Genomic DNA, 14,661 nt, shown 5'->3' with positions numbered 1-14,661 from the left:
GCATCAGGTCCGGATGTGCCCGTCACCGAAGACCACGTATTTCTGGGATGTGAGGCCTTCCAGCCCCACCGGCCCCCGGGCGTGGATCTTGTCAGTGGAGATGCCGATTTCGGCCCCCAGACCATACTCGAACCCATCGGCGAAGCGCGTGGAGGCATTGACCATCACCGAACTGGAATCCACCTCCGTGATGAAGCGCCGTGCCCGCGTGTAGTTCTCGGTAATGATGCTGTCGGTATGCTGGGAGCTGTAGCGGTTGATGTGGGCAATGGCGCCTTCCAGGCCGTCAACCACACGCACTGCCAGGACCGGAGCCAGATATTCGGCTTCCCAGTCTGCCTCGGTAGCTTCGACCACGCCTTCGACGATGGCCCGTGTTCGCTCGCAGCCCCGCAATTCCACGCCTTTTTCAACAAAAGCCTGGGCCAGCAGAGGCAGGATATCCTCGGCGATTTCTGCATCCACCAACAGGGTTTCCATGGTGTTGCAGGTTCCGTACCGGTGGGTTTTGGCGTTGATCGCCACCTTCAGCGCCTTTTCCGGATCGGCATGGCTATCGATGTAGACATGGCAGACGCCATCAAGGTGTTTGATAACAGGCACCCGGGCATCGCGGCTGATGCGCTCGATCAGCCCCTTGCCGCCCCTGGGCACAATCACATCAACGTAGTCCGGCATGGTGATCAACTCTCCGACCGCAGCGCGGTCCGTTGTCTTGATCACCTGCACCGCATTTTCGGGCAGTCCCGCTTTGGCGAGCCCCGCGGAAAGACAGCGGGCAATGGCCTGGTTGGAATGAATGGACTCTGAGCCGCCCCGGAGAATGGTCGCATTGCCCGACTTGAGGCACAGACTCGCAGCCTCGACCGTCACGTTGGGACGGGACTCGTAAATAATACCGATGACGCCCAGCGGAACACGCATCTTGCCCACCTGGATACCGGAGGGCCGGTAGTTCATGTCGGTGATGGCACCGATCGGGTCTGGCAGGGAGGCCACCTGGCGCAGGCCCTCAATCATGGTATCGATTCGCTGGGGTGCCAGCTCCAGCCGGTCAAGCATCGCCGCATCCAGGCCATTTTCCCGGCCCATCTGCAGATCCTTGCCATTAGCGAGGGCCAGCTCTTCCCGGGCTGCATCCAGGGCCTCGGCCGTCGCCAGGAGCGCCTGATTACGCACGGCGGTGGTCGAACGAGCCACTCCGGTTGCCGCTGCACGGGCCTGCTGCCCAACCTCAGCCATGTACGCTGCAATATCCATTCAAATACCTTTCTGTTTTCAAGCGGAATCAGGAATCAGGGCCTAACTTTACCTTTCCCGTTTCAAGTACGCATCCCAAACAGATATTATACCGCTGCGATATGCCATACTCGGACCTATAAAGGTTCCCCGGGGACGGTTTTTCAAGGGAGTTCGGGAAAAGGAAGGACACCATGGCCCAGATGGCCGAAAAATTCCTGTTGAGCAAGTTGTCGCGAGCGGGCTTCGTGGCCCTGATCGCCATTGCGACCCTTTGCGCCGTGCTGGGCGAACCCATGGTTGCCGCAGCCGCGGCTGCCGCGGCAGGTATTGTCATTGCCGGAAAGACGTTCCACCCCAACCGGGTCCACCAGCCCTGGCCGAGAATCCAGCAGGCGTTCTTTGTCGTGCTTCTGCTGATACTGCTGGCCAGTTTCTGGACCGGCCCATGGATCCTGAGCCACTGGCTTTACGCGCTCCCTCTGGTTGCTTTCGCCCTGGTTCCGCCAGCGGCCGCAGCCGTGGTAACACTGATTATCGCTGTATTGGCAATGATCGCGACACAATGGGCGGTAGGCCTTGCCGACCGCCACCAAATGATCAGCGCCTTTCTTCTTACCCTGCTGCTTTCGGCGTTGCTGGTCTTCCTGCGGGACTACAAGACCCGTCAACTTGCGCCATTGCGCCGTACCGACGAACTGACCCAGGCGGCCAGCCGGGAATACCTGTCTGCCGACCTGCACAAGGAAATCCAGCGCAGTGAGCGGGAAGGCACCGATATGTCGATTATCATGATCGGGCTGGACACCCATTTGAGCGATGACGAACCGGATGAGGACATCCGCTCGATTCTTCCCCGCATTGGTCGCTACCTGCATTCCCAGATCCGTGATTTCGACACCTACTACCGGGTCGCGGACCTGCAGTTTCTGGTGATCCTGCCGGGCATTTCCACCAGCGACGCAATCGCCCGCGCCGAGACGATCCGCAAGGGCCTGGCAACGCTTCTGGAATCCCACGGTATGAACCTGACCGTCAGCACCGGGATCGCCGGCCTGAATATCGGTGACGATGCCAACAGTCTGCAGCAGAGTGCCGCGAATGCCCTGCGCCGGGCCCAGCAGCAGGGAGGCAACCGAAGCCAGGCCTACAGTTCATGGTCGCAGCCGGCACAACCAAGCCAGCCTCGGGCAGAGGGGCCATTGGCATGACAGAGACCCGACTGAGAACCTGGACCCATGCCTTTGGCTACGGCATCGCCTGCCTGTTCATTTTCACCCTGGCAATGCAGAACCTCCGCTATGGCTTCTATGAACTCTTTTACCTGGCCTCAGGGATGGCGGTTCTGACCCTCGCGGGTGCCGTTTACACCATCATTTGCCGCCGGCACCAGCTGTCGGCCCCCGGGCACCTGGTCATCCTCTCCGGCCTGAACAGTGGCATGCTGGCAGCGCTGCTGACCATGGATGCCCCGGGCATCAGCCACTGGGCCATGCCCCTGCTGGTGCTGAATCTGCTTATCCTGCCCCTGCGTCAGGGCGTCGGGCTATCGCTTCTGCTGCTGGTACCCATGTCGATCATCCTGTTCCTCGAAAAGGCACCGGCTGACGCCATTGCCATCACGGGGGGCCTGTTCATCCTTCTGGCGGTTGCAGCCCTGTACATCTGGCACTATGACCACATGGCCCAGTCGGCAGAAGACCTCGCCATTACCGATCCGGTGACTGGCGCCCATAATGCCCGCTTTCTGGATGAAACCCTTCAGAAAGAGATCAGCCGTGCCATCGCCACGGGGCACTGCCTGTCCGTCATCGACCTGAGCATTGATTACGCCGACGAAGTGGCCGACCTTCACGGCAGGGACCAGGTTCAGGGCCTGTTCAGGGATATGACCGAGCACCTCTTCGGCGTGATTCGGGCCGGCGATACCCTGTACACACTGAAAGACTCGGAGTTTTTCCTGATCCTGCCGTTTACCCCGGAAGAAGGCGTGCGAGTGATTGCCGAGCGGATTCGCCGCACCATTGCCGAACACCACTGGCCGGTGGTTGGCAAAGCCACAGTAAGCCTCGGCTGCACCACCCGCGGCAGTGGCGACACCCGTACCGACACACTCAGGGACCGGGCCCACCAGGCCATGGAAGAAGCTCGCAGACGCGGTACGGATTCGGTCTGGTTCAGCCCGGGAGAAACCATCGAAACATGAGCAGTGCCTGGCTGAACGATCTGTCGGCATGGCTCAGCCTGCATCCCGGCTGGCTGGCAACAGCCCTGTTTACGACTGCCTTCATCGAATCACTCGCTATAGCCGGCATTATTGTCCCGGGTGTCGCCATCCTGTTTGCCGTCGCCGTATTGGCGGGGGAGACCGGCATGCCGCTTGCGGAAGCACTGCTTTGGGCGGGCCTTGGGGCCATCGCCGGCGACACGGCAAGTTTTGGTCTGGGGCGACTGCTGCAGGGGCGCCTGACAACCGCCTGGCCACTGAGCCGCTATCCAAAAATCATCGCTACCGGGGAGCGCTTCTTCAAGCGTCACGGCGGCAAGAGTGTGATCATCGGCCGCTTCGTCGGCCCGGTCAGACCGATCATCCCGCTCGTGGCCGGGGCCCTGATGATGTCCTGGCGACGCTTTCTGGCTTTCAACATCGGCTCCGCTGTTGCCTGGGCGCCAGTCTACATCTTCCCGGGGTTTCTGGTGGGCAGTGCCCTGGCCAGTGATATCAGGCCTCCGGCGCATTTTTACGCGGTCATCGGCATCAGCCTAGCCGCCCTGACGGTGGTCTATTTCGTGCTGTTGAGGTTTCAGCTGGGGCTCGGGGAGGACAGCCGTTTCTACCGCTGGCTGAAGCAGTGGATGGCACAATACGAGGCTACGAACCGTTTCTGGCGCTTGTACACGAATCAACGGCCGGCCCGGGAGGGCGAATTCCCGCTGGCCTCATTCATGCTGGCGCTGGGTGCCTCCGCACTTCTTCTGATCTGGGGGCAGTTGGCTACCGCCACCAGCCTCCTGGATGGGTTCGATCAGGCCACCCTTCTCTGGTTTGAGCAACTCCGGCAACCTCTGCTGGACGGTCCCTTCATTGCCATTACCCTGCTGGGTGACGCGCCGGTGTTAATGACCGCCGGAGTGCTCGCCTGCGCGGCACTGCTATTCCGGGGCTATTACGCCGCGGCCATCCATGTTCTGGCGGCTATCGCAGTGACGGTGGTTCTGGTCTGGGGCCTGAAGGCGCTGCTGGGCGTGCCCCGGCCGGATGAAGTCATGGGCCCGCCGAATTCCGGCGCTTTTCCCAGTGGTCACACGGCGGGCATCACCCTGCTGGTGACGCTGCTGGCAAGTTTCGTCGCCGGCGAAAGCAGGCATCGGAGACGTTGGCAATACTACGTGCTGCTCTCGCTGCCACTGGTGCCCGTGGCTTTGAGCCGGCTCTACCTTGGGGTGCACTGGTTCACCGATGTGATTGGAGGACTGCTGCTTGCCCTGGCCGTTACCGGTGCGGTGCGGGCCAGTTACAGCCGCTATGACAAGGTTCCGTTGGCGCCGGATATCACCATCGTTGGTGCAGCGGTGGTTTGGTTAATCCTTACGGGAGCCTACATCCTGCTGTCCTGGGATCAGGCGGTTCTGAACTTCAGGCCGGTTGCTGGCACCTAGCCTTCTTCTAGCGCCTCCAGAAGCCCCTGTAGCCGGGTGAGCCGCTCCAGAGGGTCCTGCAATTCCACCAGCTTCTGCTTCTCCTGTTTGTCCAGGGGCAGAAGTTCCGTGAGCCGCCAGCCAACATCCCGGGCATCACCATAGTCAATGTCCATGTTCAGGTCCCGGATGACCGGATGACGAAACAACGCCTTAAGAACCGAGGGCAACTCGCTGAAACGCTCCGGCACCTCACTCTCTGCCTCTTCAATCAGGCACTCTACGTCCCCCACATTCAGGCCGTCTTCCTGCTGCCAGCTGCGGACCACGGAGACCTTGGATTCGCCCTCAACGGTAATCCCCAGAAGGCCGTTTTCCAGCTGCTGGAAATCAATAATACGTACATAGGTGCCGATATCGTAGAAGGCGGCGGTGCGCCCGGCCTCTCCGCCTTCCTGCAACAGCACCACAACGAACCCACGATCCTCCTTGAGACAACGGGTCAGCATGTCGATGTAGCGCGGCTCGAACAGCTGCAAGGGAATCCTCCCCCTGGGCAGGACGATGGAATTCAGGGGGAACAAAGGTACATTCATAAGTGCAACAGTCACCGGAAAGCAGACTCCACAGTTTACACAGCCCGGACAATCACCGGATGGACAACAATTGCTGAACTTCGTCGACCCGGGCCCTGGCCTCCGTCAGAAGCTGCAAACTGCGAGAAGCATTGAGTTCAAGCTCGCCCAGACGCCGATACGCTGGCACCTGGTCGAACGGGGGAAGCTCGGCATTCTGGCTGGAACCGATCATCGAATGCAATTGCGCCACGATAACCACATCCACCAATTGGGGTGATGTCTCTCGGCATTCATAGCCCCAGTCCTCGGCATGACGGACCGCCTCAACGAACGTCGGCGGGAACGACCAGTTCTCCAGAACCGCCGTACCCACATCCGCCCTGAGTTCGCGGATTGCATGGCTGAGGTTGGCCTCATCGGCAAAGAGATTCACATGATGTTCCGCCTGGACCAGGATCGGTACCACGCCGATATCATGGAGCAGCCCCGCCAGCAACGCCTCCTCCGGATTCAGTTTGGTGGCGTGATCCGCCAGCACCCAGCAAAGCGCAGCCACTTCACGAGAGTGACGCCAAAGCTTTTCCATCTCTTTCTGAAGCGACGCCTGACGAGTCTTGAACACCTCACGCATGGAAAACACCGTCACCAGCTGGCGGGTAGTGCGCATGCCCAAACGGACCACTGCTTCCCGGACATTCCGGACATCACTGAATCCGCGATAAAGCGGGCTGTTACAGGCGCGAACGAGCTTGGCCGCCATCGCCGGGTCGGCCGATACGGCAAGAGCCACCTGATCCGCCGTCGACTCCTCGCGATCTACCGCCCGCCGGACCTTCCAGGCCACATCCGGCACACTGGGAAGCTTCACCTGGTTCGATCTCAGCTCCGACAGGAATTCCATCAGCAGGTGATGTTCCTCGCTCTCGAGCCCTCCATTGCCTTCACCTGAATCCATCTCAACCTGTTCGACAGGCGCCGAACGCAGCAACTGGTTAAGGATGTCCTGCTCGACGACCAGGAATTCCGAGGGTTTGACGGCTGTAACGTCGTACATCCGTGGCTGGAGTCTGGCAATCGGGTTTTGAGCTTTCTCTGTTTCGGCTTCGATGATCGTTTTTCGGCCATCCACGGACTCAAGCTCAATCTTTCCTGCCACCAGGAAAAAATCGAGACCGTCACGGACACCACGTTCCAGAACCCTCTGCCCGGGCCCATGGGTACGACGCTCGGCCCGGCTGGCAAGCAAAACCAACTGGTCATCGGTCAGCCGGTTCAAAGGCTGGAACTCTTTAAGGCGACGAAGCGGCAGGCTTTCCTGGCCGGCCATAGGCATACTCCTTGTCGGATCAAACCGGAAAATAAGTTGGCAACTGTGTTAACTATTGTAAACAGAGGCTCTGAAAACAACCATGCGCCTGGAGTCTAATCTGGTATCCTCTGTTTTTTTGATCAACGTCATCAGGTAACAACAGAGAGAAAAGAACCCCATGCCCCAGTATCGTTCGCGGACATCCACCGCAGGCCGCAACATGGCCGGCGCCCGTGCCCTCTGGCGCGCCACCGGCATGAAAGACGGCGACTTCGGCAAACCGATCATCGCGGTTGCCAACTCTTTCACCCAGTTCGTGCCCGGCCACGTGCACCTTAAGGACCTCGGGCAACTGGTGTGCCGCGAAATCGAGTCCGCCGGCGGTGTTGCCAAGGAATTCAACACCATCGCGGTCGATGATGGCATCGCCATGGGCCATGACGGCATGCTTTACTCCCTGCCATCCCGGGAGATCATCGCCGACTCCGTAGAGTACATGGTCAATGCCCACTGTGCCGATGCGCTTGTGTGTATTTCCAACTGCGACAAGATCACCCCGGGCATGCTGATGGCTGCCATGCGCCTCAACATCCCCACGATCTTCGTCTCTGGCGGCCCCATGGAAGCAGGCAAGACCAAACTGTCGGAGCACAAGCTCGACCTGGTGGACGCCATGGTCATTGCTGCAGATCCCAACGCCTCCGACGAACAGGTGGAAGAGTATGAGCGCAGCGCCTGTCCGACCTGTGGCTCCTGTTCCGGCATGTTCACCGCCAACTCCATGAACTGCCTCACCGAGGCCATCGGTCTGGCGCTGCCGGGCAACGGTTCGCTCCTGGCAACGCACGCCGACCGGGAGCAGCTGTTCCTCAAAGCCGGCCGACAGATTGTGGAGAATGCGCGGCGCTATTACGAGGAGGATGACGCCAGCGTACTGCCGTTGAGCATTGCTTCAATGGCGGCTTTTGAAAACGCCATGGTCATGGACATCGCCATGGGCGGCTCAACGAACACCATCCTCCACTTGCTGGCGGCTGCCCAGGAAGGCGGTGTTCCGTTCACCCTGAACGAGATCGACCAGCTGTCACGTCGTGTTCCGCAACTCTGCAAAGTGGCTCCGAACTCACCCAAATATCACATGGAAGATGTGCACCGGGCCGGCGGTATCATGGGCATTCTCGGCGAGCTGGAACGGGGCGGTCTGATCAATACCGACCTTCCCACCGTGCACAGCAAGACCATGCGAGAAGCGCTCGAGACCTGGGATATCATGAGGTCGCCGCCCACCGAAGTGGTCGAGTTCTACAAGGCCGGTCCCGCCGGCATTCCCACGCAGACCGCCTTCTCCCAGAGCACCCGCTGGCCAACCCTGGACGGTGACCGGGAAACCGGCTGCATCCGTTCGGTTGAGAATGCCTATAGTTCCGAAGGCGGCCTGGCCGTACTCTATGGCAATATTGCCCTGGACGGCTGCGTGGTCAAGACTGCGGGCGTAGACGAGAGCATCTTCGTGTTCGAAGGCAAGGCAAGGGTATTCGAGAGCCAGGATTCCGCCGTTGCCGGAATTCTCTCCGACGAGGTCAAGCCGGGCGAGGTTGTCATCATCCGTTACGAAGGGCCCCGTGGCGGACCGGGCATGCAGGAAATGCTGTATCCGACCAGCTACCTGAAATCCAAGGGACTCGGCAAAGACTGCGCGCTACTGACGGACGGACGTTTCTCTGGCGGCACTTCCGGCCTGTCCATCGGCCACGCGTCGCCGGAAGCGGCCGCCGGCGGAGCCATTGGCCTGATCGAAAATGGCGACACAATCCGCATCGACATTCCGAACCGGAGCATCAACGTGGAGCTGGATCAGCCCGAACTGGATCGTCGCCGGGAAGCCAGGGACGCCAAGGGCTGGAAACCGGAACTGCCACGGGACCGCAAGGTGTCTGCAGCCCTGAAAGCCTATGCGCTACTGGCCACGAGCGCCGATAAGGGCGCCGTTAGGGATCTCGAAAAGCTCGACTGAGCACTGAGATCCTGAACCAACAAAAAAGCCCGGCGGGACATCTCGCCGGGCTTTTTTGTTCAGGAAACTCCGATTACCAGAGCGACCAGCCGCCATCTTCCTCTTCTTCAATGGCGTCATCCTGCTCAGGCTCCGGGGCCGAGGTTTCTGCCGCGGAAGAAGCCGACTCCTGAGCCGGCGCGCTGCTGGCTGCGGCGGACTGTGACGGTGCCGAAGCGGCAACCTGAACCGATATCATACCCAAGGCTTCCTTGGTCGGATCGTCCAGATTTCCCGTGGCCTGAAGACCATTATCCTGCTGGAACCGGGTTAGCGCGGACCGGGTTGAGTCATCCATCTGCGGGCTGACATTGGTAATGTCGTATCCTGCTCCGTAGAGCGCGTTCTTGAGTGCAACGATCTCATCCGCGAAGGCTGCAGGGGCAAAGCCCAGTGTGACCGCCAATCCGGCCGCTGCGGCCAGGCGTCCCAATCGGGTTGTTGCGTTTCTCATGGTACTCACCTGCTAACTCCTGATATCTCATCGATATCCGTTTCTTTCTTGTTGTGTGGTGCCTATCTCCACAGGCTGGGGCAAACGGTTAAAAGACTACCATACTTTTGTCGCATGTCGCCTTACGGGACATCATGTCCCGTTTTCTTGCTTTGCGCAGGGGTCTCTTCGTCCGCAGAAGCGGCTGGGCGGTGGGCTTCTTCGCTGAATTCGCGGATGAAAATGCCCCAGAACGCCATAAACAGTGCAGCTACCAGCGGTCCCATTACGAATCCGTTGATGCCGAACATGACAATGCCCCCAAGGGTCGACAACAGAACAATGTAGTCCGGCAGTTTGGTATCACGACCAACCAGTACCGGGCGCAGCAGGTTGTCTGCCAACCCGATGACCACCACGCCAAAGGCTGTCAGCACCACCGCTTCGACAACATCGCCCACGGCCGCCAGGTAGATGGCTGCCGGCACCCAGACCAACGCCGCACCCACAGCCGGCAACAGCGATACGATCGCCATAACCACACCCCAGAGCAACGCACCGCTGATGCCCAGGATCCAGAAAATCAGCCCGCCCAGAGCCCCCTGGATGATGGCAATCAGCAGGTTGCCCTTGACGGTCGCGCGGGTCACCTCCGCAAACTTGGCAAACAGCAACCGCTCCCGCTCATCGCCCAGCGGCAGAGCCCGAATCATCAGCTCGACCAGCGCACGGCCATCCCGAAGCAGAAAGAACGCCAGGTACACCATCAAGGCCAGGCCCAGAAAAAACTGGAAGGTATTCTGGCCCACGCCCAGCGCCTGCCTGCCCAGGAACTGGCTTCCTCCGACAAAGATACTCACGGCCCGGTCCCTCAGCTCGGCAAAGCTGATATCAAACTGTGCCAGGAAGGCCTGGATGGCGGGGAACGACTGGTTGACCCGATCTATGTATTCCCCGGGGCGTATTTCACCACTCTGGATCTGCTGATAAAGCGCGACGCCCTCGGCAACCAATGAGGTCACCAGTACCAGAACCGGGATAACCACGATGAACATGCAGATACACAGGGTAATCAGTGCATTTACATTGGGCCTGTCCCCGAGTTTCCGCTCCAGCAGTTGCTGCACCGGGTGGAAAATCAGGGCGATGGCGACCGCCCAGAATATGGGCCCGAAAAAGGGCTTCATAAGAAAAACAAAGGCAAGGGAAACGCCGACCAGCAACGCCAGAAAAGTCCGTGTTTCAAGTTTTGCGTACATAGATTATGCGGTTCCCTGATGTTGGTTCTGCGATATAACGAGTCATTCTACCCTACCACGCTGGCGTGGCCACTGTAGCTGTCTTCGGGTTATAGTGGACGGTTGTTGATCAACTAATAGACAGGTCATGTTGTTGGAACTGGAAACCTTCACCATCGAAACAGCCCTGGATGCGGCCACCGAGTTGCGCAAGGTTCTGGCCGCCCGAACGCACCGGCGCAAAGTGATGGGTCAGGAAGTCATGGTGCCGGGTCAGCTAGGCGAGGCCCTGCAGCTACCACGCATTATCAACCGGCTCCAGAGCAAGCAGATGAAGCAGAGGGAGCTCGGCCTCGAGGACTTCCAGGAGCTGTGGCCTACCCTGTCGCCACAGACTCGGGAGAGAGTGCTGGGGGCAATCGGCTGGTATGACCCCAAGGAACTTGACTGGGATGACAAGCGCTCCAACCGTCGGCCACTGGTCGATCCTGACAGTTAAGCCGTATAACACCGGCATCCCGACTTTGAAATGTCATACTTGGCCCATATGTTGGGCAGTATCAGGAGGATATTTATGACTGAACAACATCAATACACAGCACTTCTTGCTGAAGGCAGCGCGGTTCCCACACTCCTTTGTGGCCACTGCCACTCGATTCTCTCCAGGGCCCGGATTTTCCGGAATGAGGGCGACCAGCACCAGAACATGGAGTGCCAGACCATTGGCCTTTGCTCAGCCGACGATTGCGGCGCCGTCAATTGTTGCGATGACGCTCTGGCCCGCGTTGACAACCCCGAACGCCTGTTTGGCATTGCGTCCTGATTCAAAGCCACAACGCTCTGTTACGCAACTCAAACACACAAAATTTCCATCTGCTTTATCCTGATCTTCGACGATTGTAGTAGGGCACTATGAGCACCGGATGCCGCCCGGCAATCACGCAACCAATCAGTCAGGACAGTCGATGGCATGCGTATTCTGAGAACCGATGAAGCCCGCTTCGCAGGTCTTCCGGATTACCCCTTTGCTCCAAACCATCTTGACGTAGAACCGGGTCTCCGGATGCACTACGTTGACGAAGGCCCTAGAAACGCCTCGCCGGTTCTCATGCTCCACGGCGAACCATCCTGGTCCTACCTGTACCGGCACATGATCCCTCTGGTGGCCGAGGCCGGTCACCGGGTGTTGGCCCCGGATCTGATCGGCTTCGGCAAATCCGACAAGCCGGCGTCGGTTACAGACTACAGTTACGGCCGCCATCTCACGTGGCTGGCCAGTTGGCTTGAACAGCTCAACCTGACCAATATCACCCTTGTGTGCCAGAACTGGGGATCGTTGCTGGGCCTGCGACTGGCCGCGGAACACCGTCAGCGATTCAGCCGAATCATCGTCGGAAACGGCATGCTGCCGACCGGCGAAACGCCTGTTCCAGCGGTATTTTCCATGTGGAAGGCATTTGCCACCCACAGCCCCTGGTTCCCGGTCGGTCGTATCGTGCAACTGGGCACCGATCGCACCCTGAGCAAAGCTGAAATTGCCGCTTACGAAGCCCCATTCCCGTCAGCAGAGTTCAAGGCCGGAGCCAGGGCGTTTCCAAAACTGGTTCCGACGGAACCGGATACACCGGACAGCGACGCCAACAAGGCGGCCTGGCAGGTCCTGGAGAAGTGGAAGAAGCCCTTCATCACCTGCTTCAGCAGTGGCGACCCGATTACCCGGGGCGGCGACAGGCACATGCAGCGCCGGATTCCCGGTGCCCACGGCCAGCCTCACATCACGCTTCGGGGCGGACATTTCCTGCAGGAAGATTCACCGGAAGATTTCGCCCGCATCATCATCGATGCCCTGAAATCGGAAATGGCGGCCTGAGCCGCCATTTTTCCTGGCCGAACACGGTTACCGTCTGGCGGCGCAGAGTGCCGAGCCCGAGCAGCGGTTAGCTGCCTACAGGACTCATGACAAAGATTCCCCGGCATCGGATGGCAACGCAATGGCCTGTCCCCGGCAACTACCTATAGCCTCGCCGGGGTTTTGCGTATTAAAGCAGCAACAAAGCCGCTATAATGTCGGCACAACATGCATTGCCCGGCAATGCTCTACCTCCCGAATTCCGAGTGAATCAATGTCTGAATTGTCCTTTGCCGAACTGGGGCTGGATCCAGCCGTACTTGAAGCTGTGTCCGCCGTTGGCTACGAAACCCCGTCACCCATCCAGGCCCAGGCGATCCCCGCGCTGCTGGCCGGTAACCATCTGCTGGGCGTTGCCCAGACCGGAACCGGTAAGACCGCGGCATTTGCATTGCCCCTGCTGAGCCGGATTGACGCCTCTGTTACCGATCCCCAGATTCTGGTTCTGGCCCCAACACGGGAACTTGCCATCCAGGTGGCGGAAGCGTTTACCACCTATGCCAGCAAGTTCCGGAATTTCCACGTTCTGCCCATTTACGGTGGCCAGGACTTTTATCCCCAGATCAAGGGCCTGCGTCGCGGTGCCCAGGTGATCGTGGGCACACCGGGCCGGATGCTCGACCACCTGCGCAAAGGTACCCTGAAGCTGGACAGCCTGAAAGCGCTGGTTCTTGATGAAGCCGACGAAATGCTGCGCATGGGCTTTATCGACGACGTGGAAGCGATCCTGGCTAAGACCCCGGAGAACTGCCAACGGGCATTGTTCTCGGCCACCATGCCGCCGCAGATCAAGAAAGTGGCCCAGACCTACCTGCGCAACGCCACAGAAGTTCGCATTGAAAGCGAAACCCGCACGGTCGAGCGTATCTCCCAGTTCGTTCTGCCGGTCTATGCTGAGCGCAAGCTGGATGCCCTGACCCGCATTCTGGAAGTTGAGCCGATTGATGCCGCCATAATTTTTGTGCGCACCAAAGCGGAAACCACCATGCTGGCCGAAAAGCTTTCTGCCCGGGGCCACGCGGTCGCGCCCCTGAGCGGTGACCTGAACCAACGCCAGCGTGAACAAACGGTTGAAGACCTGAAGCGCGGAAAGAAAGACATTATCATTGCCACCGACGTGGCAGCACGCGGTCTGGACGTGTCCCGTATCACACACGTCATCAACTACGACGTTCCCTACGACACTGAAGCGTACATCCATCGGGTTGGTCGTACTGGTCGTGCCGGTCGCGAAGGCAAGGCGATCCTGCTGGTAACACCCCGCGAGCGCAGTTGGCTGCGAACGCTTGAACGCGCAACAAACTCGCCGATGGAAGCTTACGAGTTGCCGTCTCCCGTTGAGCTCAAGAAAATGAGGGAGCAGCAGTTCGAGTCCCAACTGCTGGGCTTTGCGGAAGACAAGAAGTTGGCAAAGGCGATGTCGCTGCTGGACGAAATCGCCGAGCGCAATGACATGGACATGGCCATGGTAGCCGGCGCCCTCGCCTGCTGGATGGAAGCAGCCCAGCCAGGCTCCCTGCCCCTCGAGCAGCCAGAGGCCTTGCCAACCGTGTCGGCAACACCTCCCCGCCGTGATCGTAAAGGTGGCGGCGGTCGTCCGGGCGAGAATCGCAAGGGCCCGAAAGGCGGTTTCAAGAAAGGTGGCCCGAAGGGTCGTGGCGGCCCCGGTGGTCGAGGCAAACCGCCCGGCAAGGGCGGCAAGCCCGCAGGCAAGCGCCCGCCTCGTCAGGCTTAAGCCTGACGCTGATAGACCACGAAACTGTAGTCGTAAGGGTTGTTATCGGACGCGGAGAAATCCTCCCGTCCGATTTCTTCCCACTCATCCCAGTTTACTTCCGGAAAAAACGCATCGCCGTCCACCTCAGCGTGCACCTGGGTGATGTACATCCGATCAACCATCGGCAATGCCTCGGCGTAGATCTGCCCGCCACCGATAATCATCACTTCGTCACCACCTTCCAGCTCCGCCTGCGCCTCGGCCTTCACCAGCGCTTCGGGCAAAGACTTCGCAGCCACTGTTCCGGTTGGCGCTTCCCACTCTTCATTGCGCGAGATCACCACGTTCATCCGTCCCGGCAATGGCCGCCCAATGGAGTCCCAGGTCTTCCTGCCCATGATAATGGGCTTGCCCATGGTAGCCTGCTTGAAATAACGAAGGTCACCCGGAAGATACCAGGGCAGTTTGTTGTTACGGCCAATAACCCGGTTACGGGACATGGCAACGATCAGGGCTTTTCTCATGTACTCGTCTCTTCGGGGTTCG

The 14,661-nt window shown here is 59.5% G+C and carries 14 protein-coding genes; 8 read left to right on the top strand and 6 right to left on the bottom strand.

What is annotated here, in order from left to right:
- Positions 1–3: 3 nt before the first annotated feature.
- Positions 4–1,260 carry a glutamate-5-semialdehyde dehydrogenase gene (locus AC5JQH_RS14950; RefSeq protein ID WP_405418608.1) on the bottom strand — a complete coding sequence of 419 codons (1,257 nt, stop codon included), beginning with the start codon at positions 1,258–1,260 and terminating at the stop codon, positions 4–6.
- Positions 1,261–1,433: 173 nt separating this feature from the next.
- On the opposite strand from AC5JQH_RS14950, the gene AC5JQH_RS14945 reads away from it, so the two are divergent.
- The 3 genes from AC5JQH_RS14945 to AC5JQH_RS14935 are packed head-to-tail and all read left to right on the top strand — an operon-like array spanning position 1,434 to position 4,899.
- Positions 1,434–2,450 (top strand): GGDEF domain-containing protein, encoded by a 1,017-nt coding sequence (locus tag AC5JQH_RS14945; protein ID WP_405418607.1) that lies wholly within the window; start codon positions 1,434–1,436, stop codon positions 2,448–2,450.
- The gene (locus AC5JQH_RS14940; protein ID WP_008176443.1) at positions 2,447–3,445 is read left to right on the top strand and encodes a GGDEF domain-containing protein; all 999 of its coding nucleotides are present in this window, start codon (positions 2,447–2,449) and stop codon (positions 3,443–3,445) included. The genes AC5JQH_RS14945 and AC5JQH_RS14940 overlap by 4 nt, the downstream gene beginning before the upstream one ends.
- Positions 3,442–4,899 (top strand): bifunctional DedA family/phosphatase PAP2 family protein, encoded by a 1,458-nt coding sequence (locus AC5JQH_RS14935; protein WP_405418605.1) that lies wholly within the window; start codon positions 3,442–3,444, stop codon positions 4,897–4,899. Before AC5JQH_RS14940 ends, AC5JQH_RS14935 begins: the two co-directional genes overlap by 4 nt.
- On the opposite strand, the gene AC5JQH_RS14930 is transcribed toward AC5JQH_RS14935, so the two are convergent.
- Positions 4,896–5,474 (bottom strand): LON peptidase substrate-binding domain-containing protein, encoded by a 579-nt coding sequence (locus AC5JQH_RS14930; protein WP_039882136.1) that lies wholly within the window; start codon positions 5,472–5,474, stop codon positions 4,896–4,898. The genes AC5JQH_RS14935 and AC5JQH_RS14930 overlap by 4 nt on opposite strands.
- A 52-nt stretch (positions 5,475–5,526) precedes the next feature.
- A complete protein-coding gene (locus tag AC5JQH_RS14925; protein WP_092030342.1) occupies positions 5,527–6,783 on the bottom strand; it encodes an HDOD domain-containing protein in 1,257 nt (418 codons plus the stop codon).
- A 160-nt stretch (positions 6,784–6,943) separates the two neighbouring features.
- Here AC5JQH_RS14925 and ilvD point away from each other — a divergent pair, with 160 nt between their 5' ends.
- Positions 6,944–8,779, top strand: a complete 1,836-nt coding sequence (ilvD, locus tag AC5JQH_RS14920) for a dihydroxy-acid dehydratase (protein WP_008176452.1) — start codon at positions 6,944–6,946, stop codon at positions 8,777–8,779.
- A gap of 73 nt (positions 8,780–8,852) precedes the next feature.
- Here ilvD and AC5JQH_RS14915 read toward each other — a convergent pair whose 3' ends face one another.
- Together AC5JQH_RS14915 and AC5JQH_RS14910 are read right to left on the bottom strand one after the other, a co-directional pair.
- Entirely contained in the window at positions 8,853–9,272 is a 420-nt protein-coding gene (locus AC5JQH_RS14915) for a peptidoglycan-binding domain-containing protein (RefSeq protein ID WP_008176454.1), read from the bottom strand.
- A gap of 122 nt (positions 9,273–9,394) precedes the next feature.
- The gene (locus AC5JQH_RS14910) at positions 9,395–10,510 is read right to left on the bottom strand and encodes an AI-2E family transporter (protein WP_008176456.1); all 1,116 of its coding nucleotides are present in this window, start codon (positions 10,508–10,510) and stop codon (positions 9,395–9,397) included.
- Positions 10,511–10,637: 127 nt separating this feature from the next.
- Here AC5JQH_RS14910 and AC5JQH_RS14905 point away from each other — a divergent pair, with 127 nt between their 5' ends.
- The 4 genes from AC5JQH_RS14905 (at position 10,638) to AC5JQH_RS14890 (ending at position 14,133) form a co-directional block, all read left to right on the top strand.
- Positions 10,638–10,988 carry a hypothetical protein gene (locus tag AC5JQH_RS14905; RefSeq protein WP_008176458.1) on the top strand — a complete coding sequence of 117 codons (351 nt, stop codon included), beginning with the start codon at positions 10,638–10,640 and terminating at the stop codon, positions 10,986–10,988.
- A 75-nt stretch (positions 10,989–11,063) separates the two neighbouring features.
- Positions 11,064–11,312, top strand: coding sequence for a hypothetical protein (locus AC5JQH_RS14900; RefSeq protein ID WP_008176460.1), 249 nt, complete (start codon positions 11,064–11,066; stop codon positions 11,310–11,312).
- A gap of 147 nt (positions 11,313–11,459) precedes the next feature.
- The gene (locus AC5JQH_RS14895) at positions 11,460–12,359 is read left to right on the top strand and encodes a haloalkane dehalogenase (RefSeq protein WP_008176462.1); all 900 of its coding nucleotides are present in this window, start codon (positions 11,460–11,462) and stop codon (positions 12,357–12,359) included.
- A gap of 253 nt (positions 12,360–12,612) precedes the next feature.
- A complete protein-coding gene (locus AC5JQH_RS14890; protein WP_062785656.1) occupies positions 12,613–14,133 on the top strand; it encodes a DEAD/DEAH box helicase in 1,521 nt (506 codons plus the stop codon).
- Here AC5JQH_RS14890 and AC5JQH_RS14885 read toward each other — a convergent pair.
- Entirely contained in the window at positions 14,130–14,639 is a 510-nt protein-coding gene (locus tag AC5JQH_RS14885) for a dihydrofolate reductase (RefSeq protein WP_008176466.1), read from the bottom strand. The two genes, AC5JQH_RS14890 and AC5JQH_RS14885, sit on opposite strands and share 4 nt — an antisense overlap.
- Positions 14,640–14,661 lie beyond the last annotated feature (22 nt).

This window comes from Marinobacter sp. H13 (assembly GCF_059072335.1).
Note: the sequence above shows the minus strand (reverse complement) of the source record. Positions and strands in the feature narration are given on the sequence as shown.

Bases quoted from the DNA above. Each gene is read 5' to 3' on its own strand.
- AC5JQH_RS14950 (WP_405418608.1), bottom strand. From the start codon at position 1,260: ATGGATATTGCAGCGTACATGGCTGAGGTTGGGCAGCAGGCCCGTGCA.
- AC5JQH_RS14945 (WP_405418607.1), top strand. From the start codon at position 1,434: ATGGCCCAGATGGCCGAAAAATTCCTGTTGAGCAAGTTGTCGCGAGCG.
- AC5JQH_RS14940 (WP_008176443.1), top strand. From the start codon at position 2,447: ATGACAGAGACCCGACTGAGAACCTGGACCCATGCCTTTGGCTACGGC.
- AC5JQH_RS14935 (WP_405418605.1), top strand. From the start codon at position 3,442: ATGAGCAGTGCCTGGCTGAACGATCTGTCGGCATGGCTCAGCCTGCAT.
- AC5JQH_RS14930 (WP_039882136.1), bottom strand. From the start codon at position 5,474: ATGAATGTACCTTTGTTCCCCCTGAATTCCATCGTCCTGCCCAGGGGG.
- AC5JQH_RS14925 (WP_092030342.1), bottom strand. From the start codon at position 6,783: ATGGCCGGCCAGGAAAGCCTGCCGCTTCGTCGCCTTAAAGAGTTCCAG.
- ilvD (WP_008176452.1), top strand. From the start codon at position 6,944: ATGCCCCAGTATCGTTCGCGGACATCCACCGCAGGCCGCAACATGGCC.
- AC5JQH_RS14915 (WP_008176454.1), bottom strand. From the start codon at position 9,272: ATGAGAAACGCAACAACCCGATTGGGACGCCTGGCCGCAGCGGCCGGA.
- AC5JQH_RS14910 (WP_008176456.1), bottom strand. From the start codon at position 10,510: ATGTACGCAAAACTTGAAACACGGACTTTTCTGGCGTTGCTGGTCGGC.
- AC5JQH_RS14905 (WP_008176458.1), top strand. From the start codon at position 10,638: ATGTTGTTGGAACTGGAAACCTTCACCATCGAAACAGCCCTGGATGCG.
- AC5JQH_RS14900 (WP_008176460.1), top strand. From the start codon at position 11,064: ATGACTGAACAACATCAATACACAGCACTTCTTGCTGAAGGCAGCGCG.
- AC5JQH_RS14895 (WP_008176462.1), top strand. From the start codon at position 11,460: ATGCGTATTCTGAGAACCGATGAAGCCCGCTTCGCAGGTCTTCCGGAT.
- AC5JQH_RS14890 (WP_062785656.1), top strand. From the start codon at position 12,613: ATGTCTGAATTGTCCTTTGCCGAACTGGGGCTGGATCCAGCCGTACTT.
- AC5JQH_RS14885 (WP_008176466.1), bottom strand. From the start codon at position 14,639: ATGAGAAAAGCCCTGATCGTTGCCATGTCCCGTAACCGGGTTATTGGC.